The sequence below is a fragment of the Bradyrhizobium sp. 604_D8_N2_3 genome, assembly GCF_051810765.1.
In the GTDB taxonomy this organism is placed as follows: domain Bacteria; phylum Pseudomonadota; class Alphaproteobacteria; order Rhizobiales; family Xanthobacteraceae; genus Bradyrhizobium; species Bradyrhizobium barranii.
Map to the genome: position 1 here is coordinate 2,684,581 of NZ_JBPWPM010000001.1, position 22,789 is coordinate 2,707,369.

Consider the following 22,789-nt stretch of genomic DNA (forward strand, 5'->3'; position numbering starts at 1 on the left):
CATTCCAGCAAGGAACGCGCCAAGTTGCGCCGCTGTGCAGCAATGCTGGCCGACAATCTGGCGGCGAGGGGTTCGCGGGCGATATTCGACTTTCGATCGGTGAAGTCCCCGGCCGCGGGGCCCTCGTGCCCCGCCGGGCGCCGAGGAAGCGGGCTCATGGCGGGCGCGATTTCATTGACCATATCCGCCGATCGCGGAAGCAAGGCCGGCCGCCAGCCTCAGGTCGCTTGCGTTGCACACCGTCTCGCGGCGATACTGCGACAGGCCGCTCGAATCTCATCTGGAGGGGACATGAAAGTTAACATCGAAATTGACTGCACCCCCCTTGAAGCCCGCCAGTTCTTCGGACTACCCGACGTGATGCCGATGCAGACCGCCGTGATGGACAAGTTGCAACAGCAGATGATGTCCAATATCGACAAGGTCTCGCCGGAATCGCTGATCCAGAGCTGGTTCACCTTCGATCCCAAGATCGCCGAGCGGTTTCAGGACATGTTCGTCACCATGGCCGGTCTCGGCAGCCCGCGCAGCGGCGACAAGAAGAAATAAATGTCGCCCGGGCCGGACGAGCCGCAGGGGTCGGGCCGGCTTCATCCGCCGAGCCTCGGCCTGCTGCTGGCCGAAGCCCGTGGACTTTTCGAATTCAACGCCAGCGTAATGCTGTCGCCGCTCCTGATGCGCGCGCCCAGGGGCGACGGCCATCCGGTGCTGGCGCTGCCGGGCTTTCTTGCCAGCGATCTTTCGATGGCGCCGATGCGGCGCTATCTCAGCGAGCTCGGCTATGAGGCGCATGCCTGGCGGATGGGGCGCAATCTCGGTGGGCTGGAACGGATGAGGGAAGCCCTGCGCAAGCGCCTTGCCGAAATCCACGCCACGAGCGGACGCAAGGTCAGCCTGGTCGGTTGGAGTCTCGGCGGCGTCTATGCCCGCGATCTCGCGCTCCAGGCGCCCGAGATGGTCCGTTACGTCGTCACGCTCGGCAGCCCGTTTGCCAACGACGTGCGGGCGACCAACGCCACGCGGCTGTACGAAGCGCTGACCGGCGAGCGTGTCGAGGATTTCGCCGAACTGCGCGAGGCGATCGCCGGCGATCTGCCGGTGCCGGCGACGTCGATCTATTCGCGCGCCGACGGTGTCGTGAACTGGCGAACCTGTTTGTTGCGTCCCTCCGACCGCGCCGAGAACATCGAGGTGCACCTGGCGAGCCATATCGGGCTCGGCGTGAACCCCGCGGCGCTGTGGGCCGTGGCGGACCGCCTGGCGCAACCGGAGGGGGAATTCTGGCCGTTCGACCGGGCAGGGCCGTTTGCCATTGCATATGCCCCGCCGGAACGGGCAGTATCGGCCTGACGAGAAGCGCCGGCAAAGGCGCCCGTCGAAACGAGCGGAGGGAACTATGGCTGACGGTAAGAAGCTGTCGTCGCTGGACGCATCATTTCTCTATCTGGAAACGCCGGAGATGCCGATGCATGTCGGCAGCATGGCGATCTTTCGCCTGCCTGACGACTACAAGGGCGACTTCTTCGAAGACTTCAAGGCGATGATCGTCTCGCGCCTGCACATCGCACCGATCCTGAAGGCACGGCTGGAGAAGGCGCCGCTCGATATCGATCATCCCTCCTGGGTCGAGGACGACCAGTTCGACATCGACCGCCACATCTTCCGCGCCAGCCTGCCGCAGCCGCGCGACCGCGCCACGCTCGAACGCATCGTCGGCTGGATGCACGCCAAGCTCTTGAACCGCGCCCGGCCGCTCTGGGAGTTCTACGTGTTCGAGGGCATGAAGGACAACGAGGTCGGGCTCTATTCCAAGATGCACCATGCCGCCATCGACGGCGGCGCCGGGGCGGCGCTGACCAACATGATCTACGATATCTCGCCCACCCCCCGGAAGGTCGATCCGCCGACGGCGGGCAGCAAGCCCGGACAGGAGCCGCGCGACATCGCCGCCAACCTGCTCGATTCCTATCAGCAGCTCTTCACCCAGCCGCTCGATGCCTCGGCCGCCGCGAAGAACCTGCAATTGCCGCGCACGGGCAAGAGCGACATCGGCTCGATCCTGTTCGACAATGCGATGTATCAGATCGAGAGCGCGGTGCGCTTCGCCGGCAACATCCCGACCATGGTCAAGAGCGTCTCCGACGTGCTCGGCAAAATCTCCGATCCGAAATCCCGGGAAAGCCTCGCCAGCATGGTGTCGCCGCCGACCATGCTGAACAAGACGATTTCCTCGGAACGCAGCTTTGCCGGCGTCTCGATCTCGCTGTCGCGTTCAAAGGCGCTCGCCAAGCAGGCCGGCGGCAAGCTCAACGACGTGGTGCTGGCGCTCGCCTCCGGCGTGGTCCGGCGCTACCTCCAGCAATATGGCACGCTGCCGGCGAAATCGCTGACCGCCGCCGTGCCGATCTCGCTGCGCGAGGAAGGCAACACCGAGGCCAACAACCAGGTGTTCGGCATGATCTGCTCGATCGCGACCAATATCGACGATCCCAAGGCGCGGCTGGAGGCGATCATCGCGCAGTCGACCAAGTCCAAGGAGATGTCGCATCCGTTGCGGGCCCTGATGCCGCAGATTTCCAACATCTCGATGCTGGGTGCGCCGATGATGGTGCAGGTTCTGGCGCTGCTCTACAGCCGCTCGAACCTGTCGGATGTGCTGCCGCCGGCGGCCAACATCACGGTGTCCAACGTGCCGGGGCCGCGGCAGACGCTCTATGCCGCCGGCGCGGAGCTGTTGCACATCTTCCCGGTGTCGATCTCGACGCATGGACAGGCGCTCAACATCACCGTGCAGAGCTATCGCGACCAGCTCGACTTCGGCTTCATCGTCGGCGCCAACATCATTCCGCACGTGCAGGTGATGTGCGACATGCTGCCGGAGGAGTTCGCCGCGCTGGAGGCGGCCTACGCGCCGCCGGCGGCCGACGTCAAGGGCGCCGCAGAGTAGGAATATTGCGATGATTGAGATGCCACCGCTCAAGTTCGTGCAGACGAACGGAATCCGCATGGGCTACTACGAGGCGGGCCCGGTCAGCGACAAGCCGCCGATGGTGCTGTGCCACGGTTGGCCGGAACTCGCCTTCTCCTGGCGTCACCAGATCAAGGCGCTAAGCGAGGCCGGCATCCGGGTGATCGCGCCGGACCAGCGCGGCTATGGCGCGACCGACCGGCCCGAGCCGGTCGAGGCCTACGACATCGAACATCTGACCGGCGACCTCGTTGGGCTCCTCGATCATCTCCAGATCGACAAGGCCATCTTCGTCGGTCACGACTGGGGCGGCTTCATCGTCTGGCAGATGCCGCTGCGGCACATCGACCGGGTTGCGGGGGTGGTCGGCATCAACACGCCTCACACCAACCGTGCCTGGGCCGATCCGATCGAGCTGCTGCGCGCTCGCTTCGGCGACAAGATGTACATCGTGCAGTTTCAGGATCCGGCGCGTGAACCCGACAGGATCTTCGGCAGTCGCGTCGAGCAGACATTCGATGCGTTCATGCGCAAGCCGGCGCCGCGCCCGCCCGATGCGCCGGCTGAGGAAGTGATTGCCGGCGTGGGCGCTTCGCCGCGGGTCAATCTGGCGTTTCCGCAGATGATTGCGGCTTACGACGCGAAGCACGATCCGCGCACGCCGATCCTGTCGCCGGAAGAGAAAAAGGTGTTCGTCGACAATTTCACCAGAACGGGCTTCACCGGCGGCATCAACTGGTACCGCAACATGTCGCGCAACTGGACGCGCGCCGAAGGGCTCGATCATACGGTGCGGGTGCCGTCGCTGATGATCATGGCCGAGAACGACGCGGTGTTGCCGCCGTCTTCCGCCGATGGCATGGACAAGCTGATTCCCGATCTCGAAAAATACCTGGTCCGCGACAGCGGCCATTGGACGCAGCAGGAGAAGCCGGAAGAGGTCAGCGCCAAGCTGATCGAATGGCGTAGAAGGCGGTTTGGTTAGCGCTCGTCGTTGCGAACGCGTCATTGCGAGGAGCGAAGCGACGAAGCAATCCAGACTGCCTCCGCGGATATATTCTGGATTGCTTCGCTTCGCTCGCAATGACGACATTGAGGCAGGGGGACTACATTTCGATGTCATCCAAGAACCGTCTGGACCCGATTCCGCAGCCGCCGACCAAGCCGGTGGTCGGCAACATGCTGTCGCTGGATTCGGCCGCGCCGGTGCAGCACCTGACCCGGCTTGCCAAGGAGCTCGGGCCGATCTTCTGGCTCGACATGATGGGTTCGCCGATCGTCGTCGTCTCCGGCCATGATCTCGTCGACGAGCTGTCCGACGAGAAGCGCTTCGACAAGACGGTGCGCGGTGCGCTGCGCCGCGTGCGCGCGGTCGGCGGCGACGGCCTTTTCACGGCCGACACCAGGGAGCCGAACTGGAGCAAGGCGCACAACATCCTGCTTCAGCCGTTCGGCAACCGCGCCATGCAGTCCTATCACCCGAGCATGGTCGATATCGCCGAGCAGCTCGTCAACAAATGGGAACGGCTCAACGCCGACGACGAGATCGACGTCGTCCATGACATGACCGCGCTGACGCTGGACACAATCGGCCTGTGCGGCTTCGAGTACCGCTTCAATTCCTTCTATCGACGCGACTACCATCCCTTCGTCGAGTCGCTGGTGCGCTCGCTCGAAACCATCATGATGACGCGCGGCCTGCCGTTCGAGCAGCTCTGGATGCAGAAGCGCCGGAAGACGCTCGCCGAAGACGTCGCCTTCATGAACAAGATGGTCGACGAGATCATCGCCGAGCGCCGCAAGAGCGCCGAAGGGATCGACGACAAGAAGGACATGCTCGCCGCGATGATGACCGGCGTCGACCGTTCGACCGGCGAGCAGCTTGACGACATCAACATCCGCTACCAGATCAACACGTTCCTGATCGCGGGGCACGAGACCACCAGTGGCCTGCTGTCCTACACGCTCTACGCTCTGCTCAAGCACCCGGACATTCTCAAGAAGGCCTATGACGAGGTCGACCGCGTCTTCGGCCCCGACGTCAACGCGAAGCCGACCTACCAGCAGGTGACGCAGCTCACCTACATCACGCAGATCCTCAAGGAAGCTCTGCGGCTGTGGCCGCCGGCGCCGGCCTATGGCATCTCGCCGCTGAACGACGAGACTATCGGCGGCGGCCAGTACAGGCTTAGGAAGGGCACCTTCATCACCATCCTGGTGACGGCGCTGCATCGCGATCCCTCGGTCTGGGGTCCGAATCCGGACGCCTTCGATCCCGAGAATTTCAGCCGCGAGGCGGAGGCCAAGCGGCCGATCAACGCCTGGAAGCCGTTCGGCAATGGCCAGCGCGCCTGCATCGGCCGCGGTTTTGCGATGCACGAGGCGGCACTCGCGCTCGGCATGATCCTCCAGCGCTTCAAGCTGATCGACCATCAGCGCTATCAGATGCATCTGAAGGAAACGCTGACGATGAAGCCGGAAGGCTTCAAGATCAAGGTACGTCCGCGCGCCGATCGCGAGCGCGGCGCCTATGGCGGTCCTGTCGCAGCTGCGTCCTCGGGGCCGCGGGCGCCTCGTCAGCCGACGACGCGGCCCGGCCACAATACGCCGATGCTGGTGCTGTACGGCTCCAATCTCGGCACGGCCGAGGAGCTCGCGACGCGCATGGCCGACCTTGCCGAGATCAACGGCTTTGCCGTGCATCTCGGGCCGCTCGACGATTACGTCGGCAAGCTGCCGCAGGAGGGTGGCGTGCTGATCATCTGCGCCTCCTATAACGGCGCGCCCCCTGACAATGCGACGCAATTCGTCAAATGGCTCGGCGACGATCTGCCGAAGGATGCCTTTGCCAATGTGCGCTACGCTGTGTTCGGCTGCGGCAACAGCGATTGGGCGGCGACCTATCAATCGGTGCCGCGCTTCATCGACGAGCAATTGTCGAAGCATGGTGCGCGCGCGGTCTATCCGCGCGGCGAAGGCGATGCGCGCAGCGATCTCGACGGCCAGTTCCAGAAATGGTTCCCTGCGGCCGCGCAGGTCGCCACCAAGGAATTCGGCATCGACTGGAATTTCACCCGCACCGCGGAGGACGATCCGCTCTATGCGATCGAGCCTGTCGCAGTAACCGCCGTCAACACCATCGTCGCGCAGGGCGGTGCTGTCGCGATGAAGGTGCTGGTCAATGACGAGCTTCAGAACAAGTCCAGCGCCAATCCGTCCGAGCGTTCGACGCGCCATATCGAGGTGCAGCTGCCGTCCAACATCACCTACCGCGTCGGCGATCATCTGAGTGTGGTCCCGCGCAATGATCCGACGCTGGTGGATTCGGTTGCCCGTCGCTTCGGCTTCCTGCCGGCGGACCAGATCAGGCTTCAGGTCGCCGAAGGCCGCCGCGCGCAGCTGCCGGTCGGCAATGCCGTCTCGGTCGGACGCCTGCTCAGCGAGTTCGTCGAGCTGCAGCAGGTGGCGACACGGAAGCAGATCCAGATCATGGCAGAGCACACCCGCTGCCCGGTCACCAAGCCTAAGCTGCTGGCCTTCGTTGGCGAGGAGGCCGAGCCGCTCGAGCGCTATCGCACCGAGATTCTGGCCGGGCGCAAATCGGTGTTCGACATGCTGCTCGAATATCCGGCCTGCGAGTTGCCGTTCCACGTTTACCTGGAAATGCTCTCGCTGCTGGCGCCGCGCTACTATTCGATCTCGTCGTCGCCGTCGGTCGACCCGGCGCGATGCAGCGTCACGGTCGGCGTGGTCGAAGGGCCGGCCGCCTCCGGGCGCGGTGTCTACAAAGGCATCTGCTCGAATTATCTCTCCAACCGGCGTGCGGGCGATGCGATCTATGCCACCGTGCGCGAGACCAAGGCCGGCTTCCGGCTCCCGGATGAGTCATCGGTGCCGATCATCATGATCGGCCCGGGCACCGGGCTTGCGCCGTTCCGCGGCTTCCTCCAGGAGCGCGCTGCGCGCAAGGCGAAAGGCGCCGCCCTCGGTCCGGCCATGCTGTTCTTCGGCTGCCGCCATCCCGACCAGGATTTTCTCTACGCGGAGGAGCTGAAGGGGCTGGCGGCAAGCGGCATCACCGAGCTCTTCACGGCATTCTCGCGTGCAGATGGACCGAAGACCTATGTGCAGCACATGCTTGCCGCGCAGAAGGACAGGGTCTGGCCGCTGATCGAGCAGGGCGCGATCATTTATGTCTGCGGCGATGGCGGCAAGATGGAGCCCGACGTGAAGGCCGCGCTCGTTGCGATCCATCGCGAGAAGAGCGGCAGCGATGCCGCCACAGCTGTGCGCTGGATCGAGGAGATGGGCGCGAAGAACCGCTATGTGCTGGACGTCTGGGCGGGAGGGTGATTGTTCGTCCGATCGTGCTAAAGCTTTCCCATGATTCCCTGGGAAAAGATCGACACCGCAAAAATCCCCGGCTCCGACGAGGAGCTCCGCCTGATGCGGCGCGGCAAGGAGTTCTCCATCAAGCTCGGCACCAACGAGCTGATGAACAACCGCCTGTCGGGCTCTGAGGCGGCGCTCGCGACACTGGCGGCGAAGCAGATCGAGAAGGTCGCAAAGCCCGTTGTCCTCATCGGAGGCCTCGGGATGGGCTTTACGCTGCGCGCGGCGCTGACTGTGCTCGGGAGCAAGGCGAAGATCGTGGTCTCCGAGCTCGTGCCGGCGGTGGTCGCCTGGGCGCGCGGCCCGATGGCCGAGGTCTTTGGCGACAGTCTCGATGATGTCAGGGTGAAGATCCGGGAAACCGATGTCGGCGAGATCATCCGCGCGCAGCGGTCGGCCTTCGACGCCATTCTGCTCGACGTCGACAACGGGCCGGAGGGGCTGACCCGGAAGGGCAATAACGCACTCTACAATGCGAGCGGGTTGAAAGCGGCGAAGGTGGCGCTGCGGCCGGGCGGCGTGCTCGCCGTCTGGTCGTCGGGACCCAACCCGGCCTTCACCAAGCGCCTCGGCAGCGCCGGCTTCGATGTGAACGAAGTCAATGTCCGGGCCACCGGACGAGGCGGCGGCGCGCGCCATGTAATCTGGATTGCGCGGAAGAGCTAGGCGGCGATTTGTAGCCCGGATGGAGCGAAGCGAAATCCGGGGCGGTCGATCCGCAAAGAGTGGTCCCGGATTACGCTGCGCTTCATCCGGGCTACGGCTCTAGAACATCGTATTGTTGTTCGCCGGATTTTCCGGGATGTCCTGAACAACGTCCCAGTGTTCGACGATCTTGCCGTTTTCCAGCTTGAAGATATCCACGATCGCGCGGCCCCTGCTGCCGGGCTCGCGAACGGAGTGGACATGCAGGATGACGAAGTCGCCGTCGACGAATGAGCGCTTGATCTCGCTGTGCGAGCTCGGGAACTTTTCGCGCAGGAAGCCGATGAACTTGCGAAAACCGTCCGGACCATCGGGCGCGTTCGGATTGTGCTGGACATAACGGTTGCCGACATAGGCGAGGGCGGCGTCGGCGTCCTTTTGGTTAAGGCCCTTCTCGTAGAAGGCCAGCACGGCGGCGCGGTTGGCTTCTTCCTGCGCGCTGGCGGCCAGCGCAGCGCCGTTGCTGAGGGACAGCATGAGAATGGAAGCCGCAATCATTGCGACGGGCCGGACGATGAGATGCATGTGAACTCCGAGAGGCCGCAGCCTCTGTCTTGCGATTGAGGGAGGCCTGTATAGCTTTCGCGCCGGCTCACGTTAAGAGAGTAACCGGAAGCTCACATGGTCACCGCGAGGAGACCGGTCGCGTTTACGCCGCCTGCGCCGCCGCCCCATGAGCGTGCTTGTCGATGGCGCGGATGATGTCGGGCCAGAAGCGCATCGGCAGCGCATGGCCCATGCCGTCGATCATCAACAGCTTTGCGCCGGGAATCGACTCTGCGGTGTCCTTGCCGCCTTCGGGCCGCACCAGCGGATCGACGGTGCCGTGAATGACCAGCGTCGGTGTTTTCACGCCATGCAGCCGCTCCTTGCGGCTGCCGGAGGCGAGTACGGCGCGGAGCTGCCGGCCGACGCCGGCCGGATTGAGGCCGCGTGCGAACACGCGCTCGGCACGATCGGGGTCGAGCGCTTCCTCTTCCGGAAAGGACCCGGCGCGCAGCACCTTCCAGGTCTCGCCGAAGCGGACGATGAACTCCTCCTTGCTTTGCGGCGGCGGAGCCATCAGCATCGCGGAGGCCTCGCGTGTCGGCGGTGGCACGCGCGGATTGCCTGTCGTCGACATGATCGAGGTGAGCGAGCGCACGCGCTCTGGAAACGACAGCGTCACCTCCTGCGCGATCATGCCACCCATCGAGGCGCCAACCAGATGCGCCGACTTGATGCCGAGCGCATCCATCAGGCCGACCGTGTCCTTCGCCATGTCGATCAGCTTGTAGGTCGCGGCGACGGGAATCTTGAGAAAGCGCAGCTTCAGCAGCTCGAGCGGCGTCAGGCGTTTGCCGCCCGTCAGATGGCTCGACTTGCCGATGTCGCGATTGTCGAAGCGGATCACGCGAAAGCCATGCACGGCGAGCTGCTCGCAGAACGCATCGTCCCAGTGGATCATCTGCGCCCCGAGCCCCATGATCAGCAGTAGCGGCTCGGCATTGTCGTTGCCGAAGATCTCGTAGCAGATGTCGATGCCGTTGGCGCGGATGCTCTGGGGCGGCTGATGGGTGGTCACGGGCGCGTTCCCTCCTGCTGATCGATGCTGTATCGCACGGTTTGCCGCCGCAAAGAAGCCGTGTGCGCCGCACCGCGCGACCTGCCGGTTGACCGCTCCCTCGCAACGGTGTGGTATGGCGAAAAAAGAAGGGCATCGCAGCTCTCGATATCAGGAGGACGCCGATGACCGACAAGACCAATGACCCCGTCGCCATGTGGCAGAAGATGGTTGGTGAGATGGAGAAGGGGTTCAACTCCTTCGCCAACCAGGCCATGTCGTCGCCCGAGTTTTCACAGGCGATGAACCGCGCGGGAGGGGTTGCTGCAGGTGCTCAGAAGCAACTCGGCGAGCTCATGGAAAAATATCTGGTCTCCATGAACCTGCCCAGCCGCGATCAGGTCACTGGCCTTGCCGAAAGGTTGCAAGCCATCGAAGGCCAGATCGGTGAGATCAAGTGGATGCTGAGCCAGATGGCGGCACGTTCCGGCGTATCTCAGGGCTCCGATACGGCATTGCGACCGCCGCGCACCAGGCGCCCGCCGTCCGAGGGCGGAGAGCAGACATGAATGCAGCCACCGGACTAGATCTCGCATCGATCCCGGATCGCATCCAGTCCGAGGTGCAGCGCGCCATCCAGCGCAGCATCAAGGGCGTCGAATATTTCTCGACTTCGGGCCCTTCGCTCGGCTCGACGCCGAAGGACGTGCTGCATTCGCGCGGCACCATGAGCCTCTATCACTACAGGCCGATGTCCGACGAGATCTACCGCGTACCGGTCTTGATCGTGATGGCGACCACCAATCGTGGCTACATCCTCGATCTCGTGCCTGGTCAGAGCTTCATCGAGTTCCTGCTCAAGCGCGGCTACGACGTCTACATGCTGGACTGGAGCGCGCCGCGGCCGGAGGAGAAGAGCCTGCGCATGGAGGACTACGTCCTCGACTTCATCCCGGATTGTGTCCGCCGCGTGCAGGCGGATTCCGGCGAGCAGGACGTCTCGGTGATCGGCTATTGCTTCGGCGGCGTGCTGTCGCTGCTCTACGGCTCGATCCACAAGGACGGGCCGATGAAGAATTTGATCTGCTTCACCACCCCGATCGACTTTCGCGAGATGAAGCTGTTCTCCAATTTCTCCGACCGCCGCTATTTCGACGTCGACCGCCTCGTCGACAGCGTCGGCAACGTGCCGCCGGAGATGATCCTGTCCTCGTTCGAGATGCTGCGCCCGGCCTCGCGCACGGCGAGCCAGATCCAGCTTTGGGAAAACATCTGGAACGATGAGTTCGTGAAATCGTATCGCATGTTCGACCGCTGGGCGACCGACACGCTGCCGCTTGCGGGCGAGTATTTCCGCACGATCACCAAGGATCTGATGTGGGACAACAAACTGTTCAACGACACTATGTCGGTCGGCGGCCGCGCGGCGAAGCTCGAAGACATCAAGGTGCCGTTCCTGCATGCGGTCGCCGAGCACGATCACATCGTGCCGTATGACGCCGCAAAACACCTGATCGCGAAGATCGGATCCGATGACAAGGAAGAGGTGATGCTGAAGGGCGGTCACGTCTCGCTTGTCGCCGGCGCCAACGCTGTGAAACGGCTGTGGCCGAAACTGGATTCCTGGCTGGGGAAGAGATCGACATGAGTGAGCAGCGTTCCTATCCGCGTCAGGTCAAGACCGACGCTGGCGATATCGAGATCCGCCTGATGTCGCCTGCGGACGAGGCCGCGATGCTGGCCTTCGGCAAGGGCCTGCCGACCCATGATCTGTTGTTCCTGCCGCGCAACATCAGCGAGCCGAAGGTGCTCTCGGCCTGGGTCAAGGAGATCGAGCGCGGCGCGATTACCAGCCTGCTCGCGGTCAGGGACGCCAAGGTCGTCGGCTGCGGCACGCTGGTGCGCGATCCGCATTCCTGGTCGCCCCATGTCGGCGAGATCCGGATGGTTGTTTCCCTCGACGTGCGCGGGAAGGGGGTCGGGCGGGCGCTCTCGCAGGAGACCTTTGCGCTCGCGCTCGGCGCCGGCCTGGAAAAGCTTTCGGTCCAGATGACGGTCGACCAGCAGGCGGCGATCGCCTTGTTCGAGAGCCTCGGCTTCAAGGCCGAGGCGCTGCTGCGGGACCATGTCCGGGACGTCGACGGCAAGACCCACGACATTGTCGTGCTCGGGCACAATATTGCGCAGGTGCAGGCCCAAATGGAGGCCTATGGGCTGCCGGGTGCCGTCCAGCATTAGGGGCGGCCGGCTCGTTATCCGGAACCCGTCTGGCCAGGGAGGCGGCAAATTGCCTTCCATTAAGGCTTTTCACGATTTCGTGATATCGCAGTGCAATACGAATATTGCATCGCACCATTAATTATGTCATACAAGCCGTGCCCCGGGCCAATGAGGACGGGGTGAGCCCATAGCTCAACCCAATGAGGATGGAGAGAACCCCATGACCACCGAAACCAACACTGCCTTCGAGGGCTTCAAGGACGCTTTCAAGAACATCCAGAACCTGGAAGTTCCCGAGGCCGCTCGCGATTTCGTCAAGAAGTCCGCCAACACCGCCAAGGACCGTGCTGCCGAGGTGTTCGCTGGCTCCGAGCGCGTGACCGCCGCCGTCGAGAACGCGGTGACCGAGTCCGTCACCGAGGCCGGCAAGATCAGCCGCAACATCCAGCAGGCGATCTATGAAGACGCCGAGGCGTTCTTCTCGGGCATCGACAAGCTCGCGTCCGCCAAGTCGGTCAGCGAAGCCGTCGAGATCCAGTCGAGCCTGCTCCGCGCCCGCGGCGAAGTCTTCGTCTCGCGCGCCAAGGCGACCGCCGACTATGTCGGCAAGCTCGCTGCCAACGGTGCGAAGTCCGCTCAGGACAACTTTGCCAAGGTCTACACCAAGACCGCTTGATACGGCACCCTGAGTACAAACTGAAATTTGAGGCCCGCTTCGGCGGGCCTTTGTTTTTTGCGCTGCCGTCATTGCGAGCGAAGCGAAGCAATCCAGTCCGTCTCCGTGGAAAGACTCTGGATTGCTTCGCTTCGCTCGCAATGACGAGTAGGGTGATGCAGTGATGACCCCGCCCGCTACCTTCTCCTTCGACACCCCCGGTGACGCCGAACGCGCGGCGGAGCTTCGCCGCGTCAAAGCACTGGCGACGCTGGTGCTGGCCTCGACGCTTGCCCTGTTCGTCGTTGCGAAATGGCTTCTGCCAGTGCATCCCGTGTTCGGCTTCATCGCGGCCTTCGCAGAAGCTGCGACCATCGGCGGGCTCGCCGACTGGTACGCGGTGGTCGCGCTGTTCAAGCGGCCGCTCGGCCTGCCGATCCCGCACACCGCGATCATCCAGAGCAATCAGGCCCGCATCGCCGACAAGCTCGGCGAGTTCATCCAGGTGCATTTCCTCGAGGCCCGCCCCGTCGAGGCCAAGCTGAGGGAGATCGATTTCGGCTCCTTCGTCGCCGACTGGCTGCGCGACCGCAAGCGCAGCGATGATCTCGCGCGTTTCGCGCTGCGCCTGCTGCCGGAGGCCGTCTCCGCGACGGAAAGCTCGGGTCTGATGACCTTCATCATTCGCCGCATGTCCTCGCAGCTCCAGGCGATCGACCTTGCGCCGCTCGCGGCCGGCACGCTGCGCGGCTTCGTCGCGGAAGGGCGGCATCAGATCCTGTTCGATGATCTCCTGCGCGTGATGCACGAGACGCTGAATCAGACCGAGACGATGGCGATGATCCGCGAGAAGGTGCGCGCGGAGTTGCCGACCCTGCTCAGGCTCTATCGCGCCGACAAGTTTCTGGTGAACAAGATCGTGGCGTCCGCCACGGCTTTTTTCAACGAGGTGCGCAGCGATCCCAAACATCCGTTTCGCGGCGAATTCGATCGCATGGTGCTGGGCTTCGTCGACCGGCTCGGCACCGATCAGGCCTATATCGACCGCATCGACGGATTGAAGCGCGATCTGCTCGCCCGGCCCGAGCTTGCCGATCTCGCCCGCACCGTCTGGGCCAACACGCGCTCCTTCATCGAGCGCAGCGCGAGCGGCGAGACGCAGGTGCTGCAGCATCATCTCGCCGGGATGTTCGTCGCCGCGGGCGAGGCGCTCGCCGGCGATGCCGAGCTCCGCGGCGAGATCAACAAGGGTCTGGTGGCGGTGCTGCGCAGCTTCGTTGCGGATCAGAAGAGCGGCGTCTCGACCTTCATTTCCGACCAGGTCAAGGCGTGGGATATGGCGCAGCTGATTTCGCTGATTGAAATCAACATCGGCCGCGACCTGCAATACATCCGCTTCAATGGCTCGCTGATCGGCGGGCTCGCAGGTCTTGCTCTCTACTCCGTAGAATTCCTGCTTCGGTGGTTGTGACTTTTGCGTCACGGACGCTGGCATTCACGCGCGGGCCTATTGTCGCCTTGGGTTTCACCCGCTTGAATGTCGGGCATCGGCCGCCTAGCTGATTCATGCTGCGTTGCGGAACGTTCGAGAAGCCGGAGTGTTGGAATTCATACCCATTTGCCGGCATCGCAACCGGTAGCCTTTTCAGCAATTCTGCCCAGGGGACCATTGATGACTGCTACTGCCCAGACGCTGCGTCCGCCGTCCCGCACCTTGATGTTCCTGGAAGGGCGCGCGATCCACGAGTTCGGCGCATTCCTCGGCGCACTGCCGCTGCTGAGCCTTGCGCCCCGCGGCGATGGGCATCCGGTGCTGGTGTTCCCGGGCCTCGTGGCCTCCGACGCGTCGACGCGCGCGCTGCGCTCGTTTCTGACCAGCAAGGGCTACGCGGCAAGCGGCTGGCGCCAGGGCCGCAACTACGGCCTGCGCGAGGGCGTGCAGCATGCGATGGTCGATCTCGTGCAGGAGCTCAGCGACAAGCATGGCCGCAAGATCAGTCTGGTCGGCTGGAGCCTCGGCGGCCTCTATGCGCGCCAGCTCGCCAAGATGATGCCGGCGCGCGTGCGCCAGGTGATCACGCTCGGCAGCCCCTTCGCGGGCGATCCCCGTTCGACCAATGCCTGGCGCGTCTATGAATGGGCGAGCGGCCGGAAGTCCGACGAGGTCGATCCGCAGTTCGGCGGCGAGCTCGCCGTCCCGCCGCCGGTGCCGACCACCGCCGTCTTCAGCCGCACCGACGGCGTCTGCGCCTGGCAGGGCTGTATGGAGAAGACGGGCGCGCAGACCGAGAGCATCGAGGTCGAGAGCAGCCATTGCGGCATGGGCCATCATCCCGCAGCCGTCTATGCGGTCGCCGACCGCCTCGCGCAGAAGGAAGGCCAGTGGCGGCCGTTCGACCGCAGCGGCTGGCGCAGCATGATCTATCCCGATCCGCATCGGTAAGCGCGGCCTGCATGGTTCGAGACGCGCGGCTTTGCCGCGCTCCTCACCATGAGGACTGAGAGCTAGTGACGCCGCGCGAAAGCGATCAGACCTCATCCTGAGGAGGCGCGAAGCGCCGTCTCGAAGGATCGAGCCCGGCTCTCGCTTTGATTGTCGCCCCCGTCCATTGTCGCGCCCGCACCAAACGCGCTATGCCTCGCGCATGGCGCATCCATTGTCCCGCATCATCGACCAGCTCAAGCGTGAGCCGTCACGCACGGGCTCCATCGTCATCACCGTGTTTGGCGACGCCATCGTGCCGCGCGGCGGCTCGGTGTGGCTCGGCACGCTGTTGGAGTTCTTCGAGAGTCTGGACATCGATGCCGGCGTGGTGCGCACCGCGATGTCGCGCCTTGCTGCCGATGGCTGGCTGATGCGCGAAAAGGTTGGCCGTAACAGTTTTTATCGCCTGGCCGACAAGGGAAGTCAGACCTTCGAGGCCGCCACGCGCCACATCTACGATCCGCCATCGTCGGACTGGACCGGGCGCTTCGAGCTGCTCCTGATCGGCAACGGCGAGGATCGCGACGTCTCGCGCGAAGCGCTGCGCAACGCCGGCTTCGGCAGTCCGCTGCCCGGCGTGTGGGTCGCGCCATCAGGCGTGCCGGTGCCGGACGAGGCTGCCGGGGCGATCCGTCTCGAAGTCTCGGCTGAAGATGACAGCGGGCGCCGTCTGCTCAGCGCGAGCTGGCCGCTGGACCGCACCGCCGACGCCTATCTGAAGTTCATGAAGACGTTCGAGCCGCTCCGTGCCGCTATCGCGCGCGGTGCGGATCTGTCCGAGGCCGACGCCTTCACCGCGCGGATCCTGCTGATCCACTACTACCGCCGCGTCGTGTTGCGCGATCCGCTGCTGCCCGAGAGCCTGCTGCCCGGCGACTGGCCTGGCAGGGCAGCACGTGAAGTCTGCCGCGAGGTCTATCGCGCGCTGCTTGCGCCGTCGGAACAATGGCTTGATAGCCATGGAACCAATGAGAAGGGGCCACTGCCGCCGGCTCGAAAGCTCCTGGAGCGGAGGTTCGAGGTCTGATTTATATGTTACAGAAATATATTGCATGAAGTAATTTTTGTTATATATTGCCTCCCAATAAACGGGAGGATGCGCATGTATACCCAGGCGCTGAATACGGCCGAGACCGACGACCGCGGTCTCGAGGATGCGGCGAAGGCTGCGCAGTTCCAGGCCCGCATCGATGCCGAGGAGCGCATCGAGCCGAACGACTGGATGCCGGCGGCCTATCGCAAGACGCTCACCCGCCAGATCTGCCAGCACGCCCATTCCGAAATCGTTGGCATGCTGCCTGAGGGCAACTGGATCACGCGCGCGCCGACCTTGCGCCGCAAGGCGGCGCTGCTGGCCAAGGTGCAGGACGAGTGCGGCCACGGACTCTATCTCTACGCCGCCGCCGAAACGCTCGGCACCTCGCGCGAAGAGCTGGTCGACGCCATGCTTGCCGGCAAGGCCAAATATTCCTCGATCTTCAACTATCCGACGCTGACCTGGGCCGATATCGGCACCATCGGCTGGCTGGTCGACGGCGCCGCGATCATGAACCAGATCCCGCTGTGTCGTTGCTCCTACGGCCCGTACGCACGCGCGATGATCCGCGTCTGCAAGGAGGAATCGTTCCACCAGCGCCAGGGCTACGAGATCATGCTGACGCTGTGCCGCGGCTCGGATGAGCAGAAGGCGATGGCGCAGGATGCGCTGAACCGCTGGTGGTGGCCGGTGCTGATGATGTTCGGTCCGCCCGATGCGACGAGCCAGCACAGCGACACATCGACGAAGTGGAAGATCAAGCGCTTCTCCAATGACGAGCTGCGCCAGAAGTTCGTCGATGCCACCGTGCCGCAGGCGCAATATCTCGGCCTCACCATTCCCGATCCCGGCATGACGCAGGACGCCGAAGGCCACTGGCGCTACAGCGAGATCGACTGGACCGAATTCAAGCAGGTGCTGGCCGGTAACGGCCCCTGCAACCGCGATCGGCTCGCCGCGCGTCGCAAGGCGCACGATGAGGGCGCCTGGGTGCGTGAGGCGGCAGCTAGCTATGCCGCAAAGCGGGCGCGGCGTCAGACCGCACAAGCCGCGGAATAAGGAGATCACGATGGCCACGCCAAACACGCCGCTGTGGGAAGTCTTCATTCGCAGCCGCAACGGGCTCGCGCACAAGCATGTCGGCTCGCTGCATGCGAACGATGCCACCATGGCCCTGCAGGCCGCGCGCGACATTTACACCCGGCGCGGCGAGGGGCTGTCGATCTGGGTCGTGCCGTCGACCGCGATCACCGCGAGCGATCCGGCCGAGAAGGGCATGATGTTCGAGCCGGCGGAATCGAAGATCTACCGGCATCCGACGTTCTACGAGGTGCCGGAAGAAGTGGGGCACATGTGATGCTTGTGGCCAACATCCAGGTCGCGGAAACACCGCTGGTGCTCTACGCGCTGCGCCGCGCCGACGATGCGCTGATTATCGGTCATCGGTTGTCGGAATGGTGCGGACATGCGCCGATGCTGGAAGAGGACATGGCGCTCTCCAACATCGCGCTCGATCTCATCGGCCAGGCGCGTGAACTCTACACCTACGCAGCCAAAACCGAAGGCAAGGACAACAACGAGGACAAGCTCGCCTATTTGCGCGACGTCAGGCAGTACCGCAACCTGCTGCTGGTCGAACAGCCGAATGGCGACTTTGCCCAGACCCTGGTGCGGCAGTTCTTCTATTCTGCCTTCGCCGACCTCTATTGGCGCGCGATGATGAATTCGCGCGATACGACGCTCGCGGCCATTGCCGCCAAGTCCGAGAAGGAGACCGCTTATCATCTGCGCCACGCCTCCGAATGGATCATTCGGCTCGGCGATGGCACCGGTGAGAGTCACGCCAGGGCGCAGGCCGCGATCGATCACCTCTGGGCCTTCACCGGTGAGATGTTCGCCGTCGATGACGGAGAGCGCGCCCTGATCCATGCCGGTATCGCGATTGATCCCGGGACCTTGCGCGGTCGCTGGCTGAAGACGCTCTCCGATGTCGTCAGCGAAGCAACACTCACACTGCCGCAGAATGACTGGATGCAGCAGGGCGGCCGCGTGGGCCGCCACAGCGAGCATCTCGGTCATCTCCTGTCCGAGCTTCAGTCGATGCAGCGTACTTTTCCGGGGCTGACATGGTGACAGTGCTGGACCGCGACAGTGAGCTGCGCCGGCGCGCCTGGGACGCCGCGGCGGGCGTCGTTGACCCCGAAATCCCGGTGCTGACCATCGCCGATCTCGGCGTGCTGCGCGATGTCGTGCTCGACGGCGATCATGTCGAGGTCGCGATCACCCCGACCTATTCGGGCTGCCCGGCCATGAACATGATTGCGTTCGAAATCGAGCTTGCGTTGGAGCGCGCCGGTTTTCGCCAGCCAAAAGTCCGCACCGTGCTGTCGCCGGCCTGGACCACCGACTGGATGAGCGAGGAGGGCCGCCGCAAGCTGCACGCCTACGGCATCGCGCCACCGCAGGCGTCAAGCTCCCGCCGCGCGCTGTTCGGCGAGCAGGCCATCGCGTGCCCGAAATGCGGCTCTGACAAGACCGAGCTGCTGTCCGAATTCGGCTCGACCTCCTGCAAGGCGCTGTGGCGCTGCAAGGCCTGCCGCGAACCCTTCGATTATTTCAAGTGTCATTGATCATGTCCGCAGCCGCACCGCGCTTTCATCGCCTGACCGTCAACGACCTCCGCCGCGAGGCGGCCGATGCCGTATCGATGACCTTTGCGGTCCCCGGCGAACTCGCGGGCGACTACGCTTTCGCGCCCGGCCAGTACCTCACGCTCCGCACCATGCTCGATGGCGAGGAAGTCCGGCGCTCCTATTCGATCTGCTCGGGTCCTGACGATGGCGAGATCCGCATTGCCGTGAAGAAGATTGACGGCGGAGCATTTTCGAACTGGGCGGCGGATGAACTCAAATGCGGCGACGAGCTCGACGTCATGACGCCGACCGGGCGCTTCGGCGTGATCCCGCCGGCAGATAGCGGACGCATCCATGTCGGCTTTGCCGCGGGCTCCGGCATCACACCGATCCTGTCGATCGTCAAGGGCGTGCTTGCGCGCGAGCCGCACAGCCGCTTCTTCCTGTTCTACGGCAACCGCGCCACCGACAACATCATGTTCCTGGAGGCACTCGAGGAGCTGAAGGACCGCTTCATCGATCGCCTCTCGATCTTCCACGTCATCTCCGGCGAGGAGCAGGACATCCCGATCCTGCATGGCCGGCTGGACGGCAATAAGGTGAGAGTGCTGCTGCGTTCCCTGGTGCCGGCCGCGAGTGTCGATCATGTCTTCATCTGTGGTCCCCTTGGCATGAGCGAGGAGATCGAGGTGACTTGCAGGGATCTCGGCATCGCGGAAGAGCGCATCCACGTCGAGCGCTTCGTCTCCGAATTCGGCGGCAAACCGCGACCGAAGAAGATCGTTGCACCCGACGCGCCGCCGAAGGCGATCGCCTCGCTGATCATCGACGGCAAGCGCCGCGACGTGCCGGTTGCCGAGGACGAGGCGATCCTCGATGCCGCGCTGCGCGCCGGCGTCGATCTGCCCTTCGCCTGCAAGGGTGGCATGTGCTCGACCTGCCGCGCCAAGCTGGTCGAGGGCGAGGCGCCGATGGACATCAACTATTCACTGGAGCCCTGGGAATTGAAGGCCGGCTTCGTCCTGACCTGCCAGGCCAAGCCGTCGTCGGAGCGGGTCGTGGTCGATTACGATCACGTTTGACAGTTATGGCCGGGCAGCAGAGCATTGTGGCCAAACATTTGGCCGGGAGAAGCGCGTGAACGTCAAAGCCAACCTGTCGCCCGAGGATATTGCCCGCGCCTGCGCCGACGCGATGTGGGCCGAGGATGATGCCTCCAAGGGTCTCGGCATGGAGATCGTCGAGATTGGTCCGGGCTTTGCGACGCTGGCGATGAATGTGCGGCCGGAGATGGTCAACGGCCAGCGCATCGCCCATGGCGGCTTCATCTTCACGCTCGCCGATTCCGCCTTCGCGTTTGCCTGCAATTCGCACAATGAACGTGTCGTGGCGGCACAGGGCCAGATCACCTTCATCAAGCCGGGCAAGCTTGGTGACCGCCTCGTTGCAAGGGCGCGCGAGGTCAGCCGTGGCGGACGCTCAGGCATCTACGACGTGCGCGTGACAGCCGGCGACACCGTCATCGCGGAATTCCGGGGGCATTCGCGTGTCATTCCCGGCACGTGGCTGCCGACGCAAGATCAATAAAAAGAACCAACCAATAAAAAGAACCAACCAATGTGGGGAAACGAGGATGGCTCTGACGAGGCTCAAGGAAGGTGGCAACGCCTATCGTGCCGAGATGGACGCGCATGAGCGCGCCTCACGTGACGAGATCATGGTGCTGCAAAAGCAGCGGCTGGCCTGGTCGCTGAAGCACGCCTACGACAACGTCGCGCATTACCGCCAGGCCTTCGACAAGGCCGGCGTGCATCCGTCCGACTTTCGCGAACTCTCCGATCTCGCGAAATTCCCGTTCACCGTGAAGACGGATCTGCGCGACAATTATCCCTTCAACATGTTCGCCGTGCCGCGCGAAAAGCTGGTGCGCGTGCATGCGTCGTCCGGCACCACGGGCAAGCCGATCGTGGTGGGCTATACGCAACGCGACATCGACACCTGGTCGGAGGTGATGGCACGCTCGATTCGCGCCGCCGGCGGCCGCACGGGCATGATCATCCACAACGCCTATGGTTATGGCCTGTTTACCGGCGGATTGGGCGTGCACTACGGCGCCGAAAAACTTGGTTGCACCGTGGTGCCGATCTCCGGCGGCATGACCGAGCGGCAGGTGCAGCTCATCAACGACTTCCGACCCGACATCATCACGGTGACGCCGAGCTACATGCTGGCGATCCTCGACGAGTTCAAGCGCCAGAAGCTCGACCCGCGCCAGTGCTCGCTCAAGGTCGGAATCTTCGGCGCCGAGCCCTGGACCAACGCGATGCGCGGCGAGATCGAGGACGCCTTCGACATGGACGCGACCGACATCTATGGCCTCTCGGAGGTGATCGGTCCAGGCGTTGCGCAGGAATGCATCGAGACCAAGGACGGCCTGCACATCTGGGAGGACCATTTTTATCCCGAGGTGATCGACCCGGAGACTGGCGCAGTGCTGCCGGACGGCGAGAAGGGTGAGCTGGTCTTCACCTCGCTGACCAAGGAAGCCTTCCCGGTGATCCGCTATCGCACCCGTGACCTGACGCGGCTGCTGCCGGGCACGGCGCGGCCGGGCATGCGGCGGATGGAGAAGGTGACGGGCCGCTCCGACGACATGATCATCCTGCGCGGCGTCAATCTGTTCCCGACCCAGATCGAGGAGGTGTTGCTTGCGACCGACTGGTGCGGCGGGCATTTCATTCTTGAACTCACCCGCGAAGGCCGCATGGACGAGCTGACCATCATTGCCGAGGCGCGGCCGGAAAGCTGGGACGGCCGGGGGTTGGTCGATCATGCCGATCGCATTTCGACCCACATCAAGAACACGATCGGGGTCAGCTCCAACGTGCGGGTGGTCGCGCCGGCCACGTTGGAGCGCTCGCTCGGCAAAGCCAAACGCCTCTACGACAAGCGGCCGAAGGATTAGCCGTCGCTCCTCATGGTGAGGAGCGCCAAAGGCGCGCCTCGAACCATGAAGGCCTGGATGCTGCAGCGCGGGCCCACATCCTTCGAGACGCCGCTCGCGCGGCTCCTCAGGATGAGGGGAGGCGGTTGACTTGACCGGTCCCAAAGGCGACAAGGCCCGCGAGAAATCGTGGGTCTTTCGATGTCATCAGCCGATCGCAAAACCGTCGAAGCGCACTGCGTCCGCCTCGATGCCAAGGCCGATAATGCTGCGGCGATCGCGCCGCTGATCGAGCGTCATATGCTCACGCGCGGTCCGAAGGACCTCCTGATCGAGATCAAGGCCGCCGCCGTCAACCCCTCCGATGTGAAGGCCGCGACCGGGCTGATGCCCTATGCGGTCTTCCCCCGCACGCCCGGCCGCGATTATGCCGGCGTGGTGATTGACGGGCCGGCCGATACGATCGGCCGCGAGGTGTTCGGCTCCTCCGGCGATCTCGGCATCCGCCGCGACGGCACCCATGCCAGCCATCTCGTCGTCGAAGCCGACGCCGTGGTGGAGAAGCCGAAGACGGTGTCCTGGGAGGAGGCCGCCGGCGTCGGCGTGCCCTTCGTCACCGCGATGGAAGGCTTTCGCCGCGCCGGCGTTCCAAAGCCCGGCGAAACCGTGCTGGTGTTCGGCGTCAACGGCAAGGTCGGTCAGGCCGCGGTCCAGATCGCGACGTGGCAGGGCGCGCGCGTCATCGGCGTGGTGCGCAAGGCGGAAGCCTATGAGGGCCATGCCAACGCAGCCATCGAGGTGATTGACGCCTCGGCGACCGATGCCGCCACGCGCGTGCGCGAACTGACCGGCGGCAAGGGGGCCGACATCGTCTTCAACACGGTCGGCGATCCCTATTTCCAGGCCGCGCACAAATCGCTCGGATTGCGCGGCCGCCAGATCCTGATCGCCGCGATCGACCGCATCGTGCAGTTCAACATCCTCGAATTCTACCGCGGGCAACACACCTATGTCGGCATCGACACGCTCGGGCTGTCCTCGGCCGCGACCGGCGCGGTGCTGCGCGACCTCGGCCCCGGCTTTGCGAGCGGGCACCTGAAACCGTTTCCGATCAAGGCGAATGCCGTCTATCCGCTGGAGCGCGCCAAGGAGGCCTATGTCGCGGTCGCCGGTTCGTCGCGGGATCGCGTGATCCTGAAGCCTTGATC

Annotated in this window: 23 protein-coding genes; 21 read left to right on the top strand and 2 right to left on the bottom strand. The window is 64.1% G+C overall.

The window, feature by feature from the left end:
• Positions 1–291: 291 nt before the first annotated feature.
• The 6 genes from AB7245_RS12555 (at position 292) to AB7245_RS12580 (ending at position 8,026) form a co-directional block, all read left to right on the top strand.
• Positions 292–549 carry a DUF6489 family protein gene (locus tag AB7245_RS12555; RefSeq protein WP_071915885.1) on the top strand — a complete coding sequence of 86 codons (258 nt, stop codon included), beginning with the start codon at positions 292–294 and terminating at the stop codon, positions 547–549.
• Positions 550–1,350 carry an esterase/lipase family protein gene (locus AB7245_RS12560; RefSeq protein WP_439034253.1) on the top strand — a complete coding sequence of 267 codons (801 nt, stop codon included), beginning with the start codon at positions 550–552 and terminating at the stop codon, positions 1,348–1,350. It begins immediately after the preceding gene.
• 46 nt (positions 1,351–1,396) lie between these two features.
• Positions 1,397–2,947, top strand: coding sequence for a WS/DGAT/MGAT family O-acyltransferase (locus AB7245_RS12565; protein ID WP_028157105.1), 1,551 nt, complete (start codon positions 1,397–1,399; stop codon positions 2,945–2,947).
• Positions 2,948–2,957: 10 nt separating this feature from the next.
• Positions 2,958–3,953, top strand: coding sequence for an alpha/beta fold hydrolase (locus AB7245_RS12570; protein WP_028146842.1), 996 nt, complete (start codon positions 2,958–2,960; stop codon positions 3,951–3,953).
• Between the two features lie 131 nt (positions 3,954–4,084).
• Positions 4,085–7,321, top strand: coding sequence for a bifunctional cytochrome P450/NADPH--P450 reductase (locus AB7245_RS12575; protein WP_085404382.1), 3,237 nt, complete (start codon positions 4,085–4,087; stop codon positions 7,319–7,321).
• A 30-nt stretch (positions 7,322–7,351) separates the two neighbouring features.
• Positions 7,352–8,026: a spermidine synthase gene (locus tag AB7245_RS12580; RefSeq protein ID WP_085404381.1), complete on the top strand. Its 675-nt coding sequence runs from the start codon at positions 7,352–7,354 to the stop codon at positions 8,024–8,026.
• 99 nt (positions 8,027–8,125) lie between these two features.
• On the opposite strand, the gene AB7245_RS12585 is transcribed toward AB7245_RS12580, so the two are convergent.
• Positions 8,126–8,590 carry a nuclear transport factor 2 family protein gene (locus AB7245_RS12585; RefSeq protein WP_085404380.1) on the bottom strand — a complete coding sequence of 155 codons (465 nt, stop codon included), beginning with the start codon at positions 8,588–8,590 and terminating at the stop codon, positions 8,126–8,128.
• Positions 8,591–8,714: 124 nt separating this feature from the next.
• Positions 8,715–9,629 (bottom strand): alpha/beta fold hydrolase, encoded by a 915-nt coding sequence (locus tag AB7245_RS12590; protein WP_085404379.1) that lies wholly within the window; start codon positions 9,627–9,629, stop codon positions 8,715–8,717.
• Between the two features lie 164 nt (positions 9,630–9,793).
• Between AB7245_RS12590 and AB7245_RS12595 the strand changes: the two genes are divergently transcribed.
• From AB7245_RS12595 to AB7245_RS12665, 15 genes are all read left to right on the top strand, one after another.
• Entirely contained in the window at positions 9,794–10,177 is a 384-nt protein-coding gene (locus AB7245_RS12595; protein WP_085404378.1) for a hypothetical protein, read from the top strand.
• Positions 10,174–11,256 (top strand): PHA/PHB synthase family protein, encoded by a 1,083-nt coding sequence (locus tag AB7245_RS12600; protein ID WP_085404377.1) that lies wholly within the window; start codon positions 10,174–10,176, stop codon positions 11,254–11,256. The genes AB7245_RS12595 and AB7245_RS12600 overlap by 4 nt, the downstream gene beginning before the upstream one ends.
• Positions 11,253–11,846 carry a GNAT family N-acetyltransferase gene (locus AB7245_RS12605; RefSeq protein ID WP_063984735.1) on the top strand — a complete coding sequence of 198 codons (594 nt, stop codon included), beginning with the start codon at positions 11,253–11,255 and terminating at the stop codon, positions 11,844–11,846. The genes AB7245_RS12600 and AB7245_RS12605 overlap by 4 nt, the downstream gene beginning before the upstream one ends.
• Positions 11,847–12,048: 202 nt before the next feature.
• Positions 12,049–12,504, top strand: coding sequence for a phasin (locus AB7245_RS12610; RefSeq protein ID WP_085403967.1), 456 nt, complete (start codon positions 12,049–12,051; stop codon positions 12,502–12,504).
• Positions 12,505–12,667: 163 nt separating this feature from the next.
• Positions 12,668–13,954 (top strand): DUF445 domain-containing protein, encoded by a 1,287-nt coding sequence (locus AB7245_RS12615; RefSeq protein WP_085403966.1) that lies wholly within the window; start codon positions 12,668–12,670, stop codon positions 13,952–13,954.
• A 201-nt stretch (positions 13,955–14,155) separates the two neighbouring features.
• Complete coding sequence (locus AB7245_RS12620; RefSeq protein WP_085403965.1) at positions 14,156–14,926, top strand: esterase/lipase family protein; 771 nt, start codon at positions 14,156–14,158, stop codon at positions 14,924–14,926.
• 202 nt (positions 14,927–15,128) lie between these two features.
• Positions 15,129–15,995 carry a phenylacetic acid degradation operon negative regulatory protein PaaX gene (gene paaX, locus AB7245_RS12625; RefSeq protein ID WP_085403975.1) on the top strand — a complete coding sequence of 289 codons (867 nt, stop codon included), beginning with the start codon at positions 15,129–15,131 and terminating at the stop codon, positions 15,993–15,995.
• Between the two features lie 75 nt (positions 15,996–16,070).
• The gene (gene paaA / locus AB7245_RS12630) at positions 16,071–17,063 is read left to right on the top strand and encodes a 1,2-phenylacetyl-CoA epoxidase subunit PaaA (protein WP_439034254.1); all 993 of its coding nucleotides are present in this window, start codon (positions 16,071–16,073) and stop codon (positions 17,061–17,063) included.
• A 10-nt stretch (positions 17,064–17,073) separates the two neighbouring features.
• Positions 17,074–17,361 (top strand): 1,2-phenylacetyl-CoA epoxidase subunit PaaB, encoded by a 288-nt coding sequence (gene paaB / locus AB7245_RS12635; RefSeq protein WP_014496929.1) that lies wholly within the window; start codon positions 17,074–17,076, stop codon positions 17,359–17,361.
• Positions 17,361–18,137, top strand: coding sequence for a 1,2-phenylacetyl-CoA epoxidase subunit PaaC (gene paaC, locus AB7245_RS12640; protein ID WP_085403964.1), 777 nt, complete (start codon positions 17,361–17,363; stop codon positions 18,135–18,137). Before paaB ends, paaC begins: the two co-directional genes overlap by 1 nt.
• Complete coding sequence (gene paaD / locus AB7245_RS12645) at positions 18,131–18,634, top strand: 1,2-phenylacetyl-CoA epoxidase subunit PaaD (RefSeq protein WP_085403963.1); 504 nt, start codon at positions 18,131–18,133, stop codon at positions 18,632–18,634. The genes paaC and paaD overlap by 7 nt, the downstream gene beginning before the upstream one ends.
• 2 nt (positions 18,635–18,636) lie before the next feature.
• Positions 18,637–19,719 (top strand): 1,2-phenylacetyl-CoA epoxidase subunit PaaE, encoded by a 1,083-nt coding sequence (gene paaE, locus AB7245_RS12650; RefSeq protein ID WP_085403962.1) that lies wholly within the window; start codon positions 18,637–18,639, stop codon positions 19,717–19,719.
• Positions 19,720–19,774: 55 nt separating this feature from the next.
• Positions 19,775–20,224 (top strand): hydroxyphenylacetyl-CoA thioesterase PaaI, encoded by a 450-nt coding sequence (gene paaI, locus AB7245_RS12655; protein WP_085403961.1) that lies wholly within the window; start codon positions 19,775–19,777, stop codon positions 20,222–20,224.
• Between the two features lie 46 nt (positions 20,225–20,270).
• Entirely contained in the window at positions 20,271–21,602 is a 1,332-nt protein-coding gene (paaK, locus tag AB7245_RS12660) for a phenylacetate--CoA ligase PaaK (RefSeq protein WP_085403960.1), read from the top strand.
• A gap of 180 nt (positions 21,603–21,782) precedes the next feature.
• Complete coding sequence (locus tag AB7245_RS12665) at positions 21,783–22,787, top strand: quinone oxidoreductase family protein (RefSeq protein ID WP_085403959.1); 1,005 nt, start codon at positions 21,783–21,785, stop codon at positions 22,785–22,787.
• Positions 22,788–22,789 lie beyond the last annotated feature (2 nt).

Bases quoted from the DNA above. Each gene is read 5' to 3' on its own strand.
- paaX (WP_085403975.1), top strand. From the start codon at position 15,129: ATGGCGCATCCATTGTCCCGCATCATCGACCAGCTCAAGCGTGAGCCG.
- paaA (WP_439034254.1), top strand. From the start codon at position 16,071: ATGTATACCCAGGCGCTGAATACGGCCGAGACCGACGACCGCGGTCTC.
- AB7245_RS12665 (WP_085403959.1), top strand. From the start codon at position 21,783: ATGTCATCAGCCGATCGCAAAACCGTCGAAGCGCACTGCGTCCGCCTC.
- paaC (WP_085403964.1), top strand. From the start codon at position 17,361: ATGCTTGTGGCCAACATCCAGGTCGCGGAAACACCGCTGGTGCTCTAC.
- AB7245_RS12570 (WP_028146842.1), top strand. From the start codon at position 2,958: ATGATTGAGATGCCACCGCTCAAGTTCGTGCAGACGAACGGAATCCGC.
- AB7245_RS12620 (WP_085403965.1), top strand. From the start codon at position 14,156: ATGACTGCTACTGCCCAGACGCTGCGTCCGCCGTCCCGCACCTTGATG.
- AB7245_RS12575 (WP_085404382.1), top strand. From the start codon at position 4,085: ATGTCATCCAAGAACCGTCTGGACCCGATTCCGCAGCCGCCGACCAAG.
- AB7245_RS12605 (WP_063984735.1), top strand. From the start codon at position 11,253: ATGAGTGAGCAGCGTTCCTATCCGCGTCAGGTCAAGACCGACGCTGGC.
- paaE (WP_085403962.1), top strand. From the start codon at position 18,637: ATGTCCGCAGCCGCACCGCGCTTTCATCGCCTGACCGTCAACGACCTC.
- paaK (WP_085403960.1), top strand. From the start codon at position 20,271: ATGGCTCTGACGAGGCTCAAGGAAGGTGGCAACGCCTATCGTGCCGAG.
- AB7245_RS12610 (WP_085403967.1), top strand. From the start codon at position 12,049: ATGACCACCGAAACCAACACTGCCTTCGAGGGCTTCAAGGACGCTTTC.
- AB7245_RS12580 (WP_085404381.1), top strand. From the start codon at position 7,352: ATGATTCCCTGGGAAAAGATCGACACCGCAAAAATCCCCGGCTCCGAC.
- AB7245_RS12565 (WP_028157105.1), top strand. From the start codon at position 1,397: ATGGCTGACGGTAAGAAGCTGTCGTCGCTGGACGCATCATTTCTCTAT.
- AB7245_RS12600 (WP_085404377.1), top strand. From the start codon at position 10,174: ATGAATGCAGCCACCGGACTAGATCTCGCATCGATCCCGGATCGCATC.
- paaD (WP_085403963.1), top strand. From the start codon at position 18,131: ATGGTGACAGTGCTGGACCGCGACAGTGAGCTGCGCCGGCGCGCCTGG.
- AB7245_RS12555 (WP_071915885.1), top strand. From the start codon at position 292: ATGAAAGTTAACATCGAAATTGACTGCACCCCCCTTGAAGCCCGCCAG.
- AB7245_RS12585 (WP_085404380.1), bottom strand. From the start codon at position 8,590: ATGCATCTCATCGTCCGGCCCGTCGCAATGATTGCGGCTTCCATTCTC.
- paaB (WP_014496929.1), top strand. From the start codon at position 17,074: ATGGCCACGCCAAACACGCCGCTGTGGGAAGTCTTCATTCGCAGCCGC.
- AB7245_RS12560 (WP_439034253.1), top strand. From the start codon at position 550: ATGTCGCCCGGGCCGGACGAGCCGCAGGGGTCGGGCCGGCTTCATCCG.
- AB7245_RS12615 (WP_085403966.1), top strand. From the start codon at position 12,668: ATGACCCCGCCCGCTACCTTCTCCTTCGACACCCCCGGTGACGCCGAA.
- AB7245_RS12595 (WP_085404378.1), top strand. From the start codon at position 9,794: ATGACCGACAAGACCAATGACCCCGTCGCCATGTGGCAGAAGATGGTT.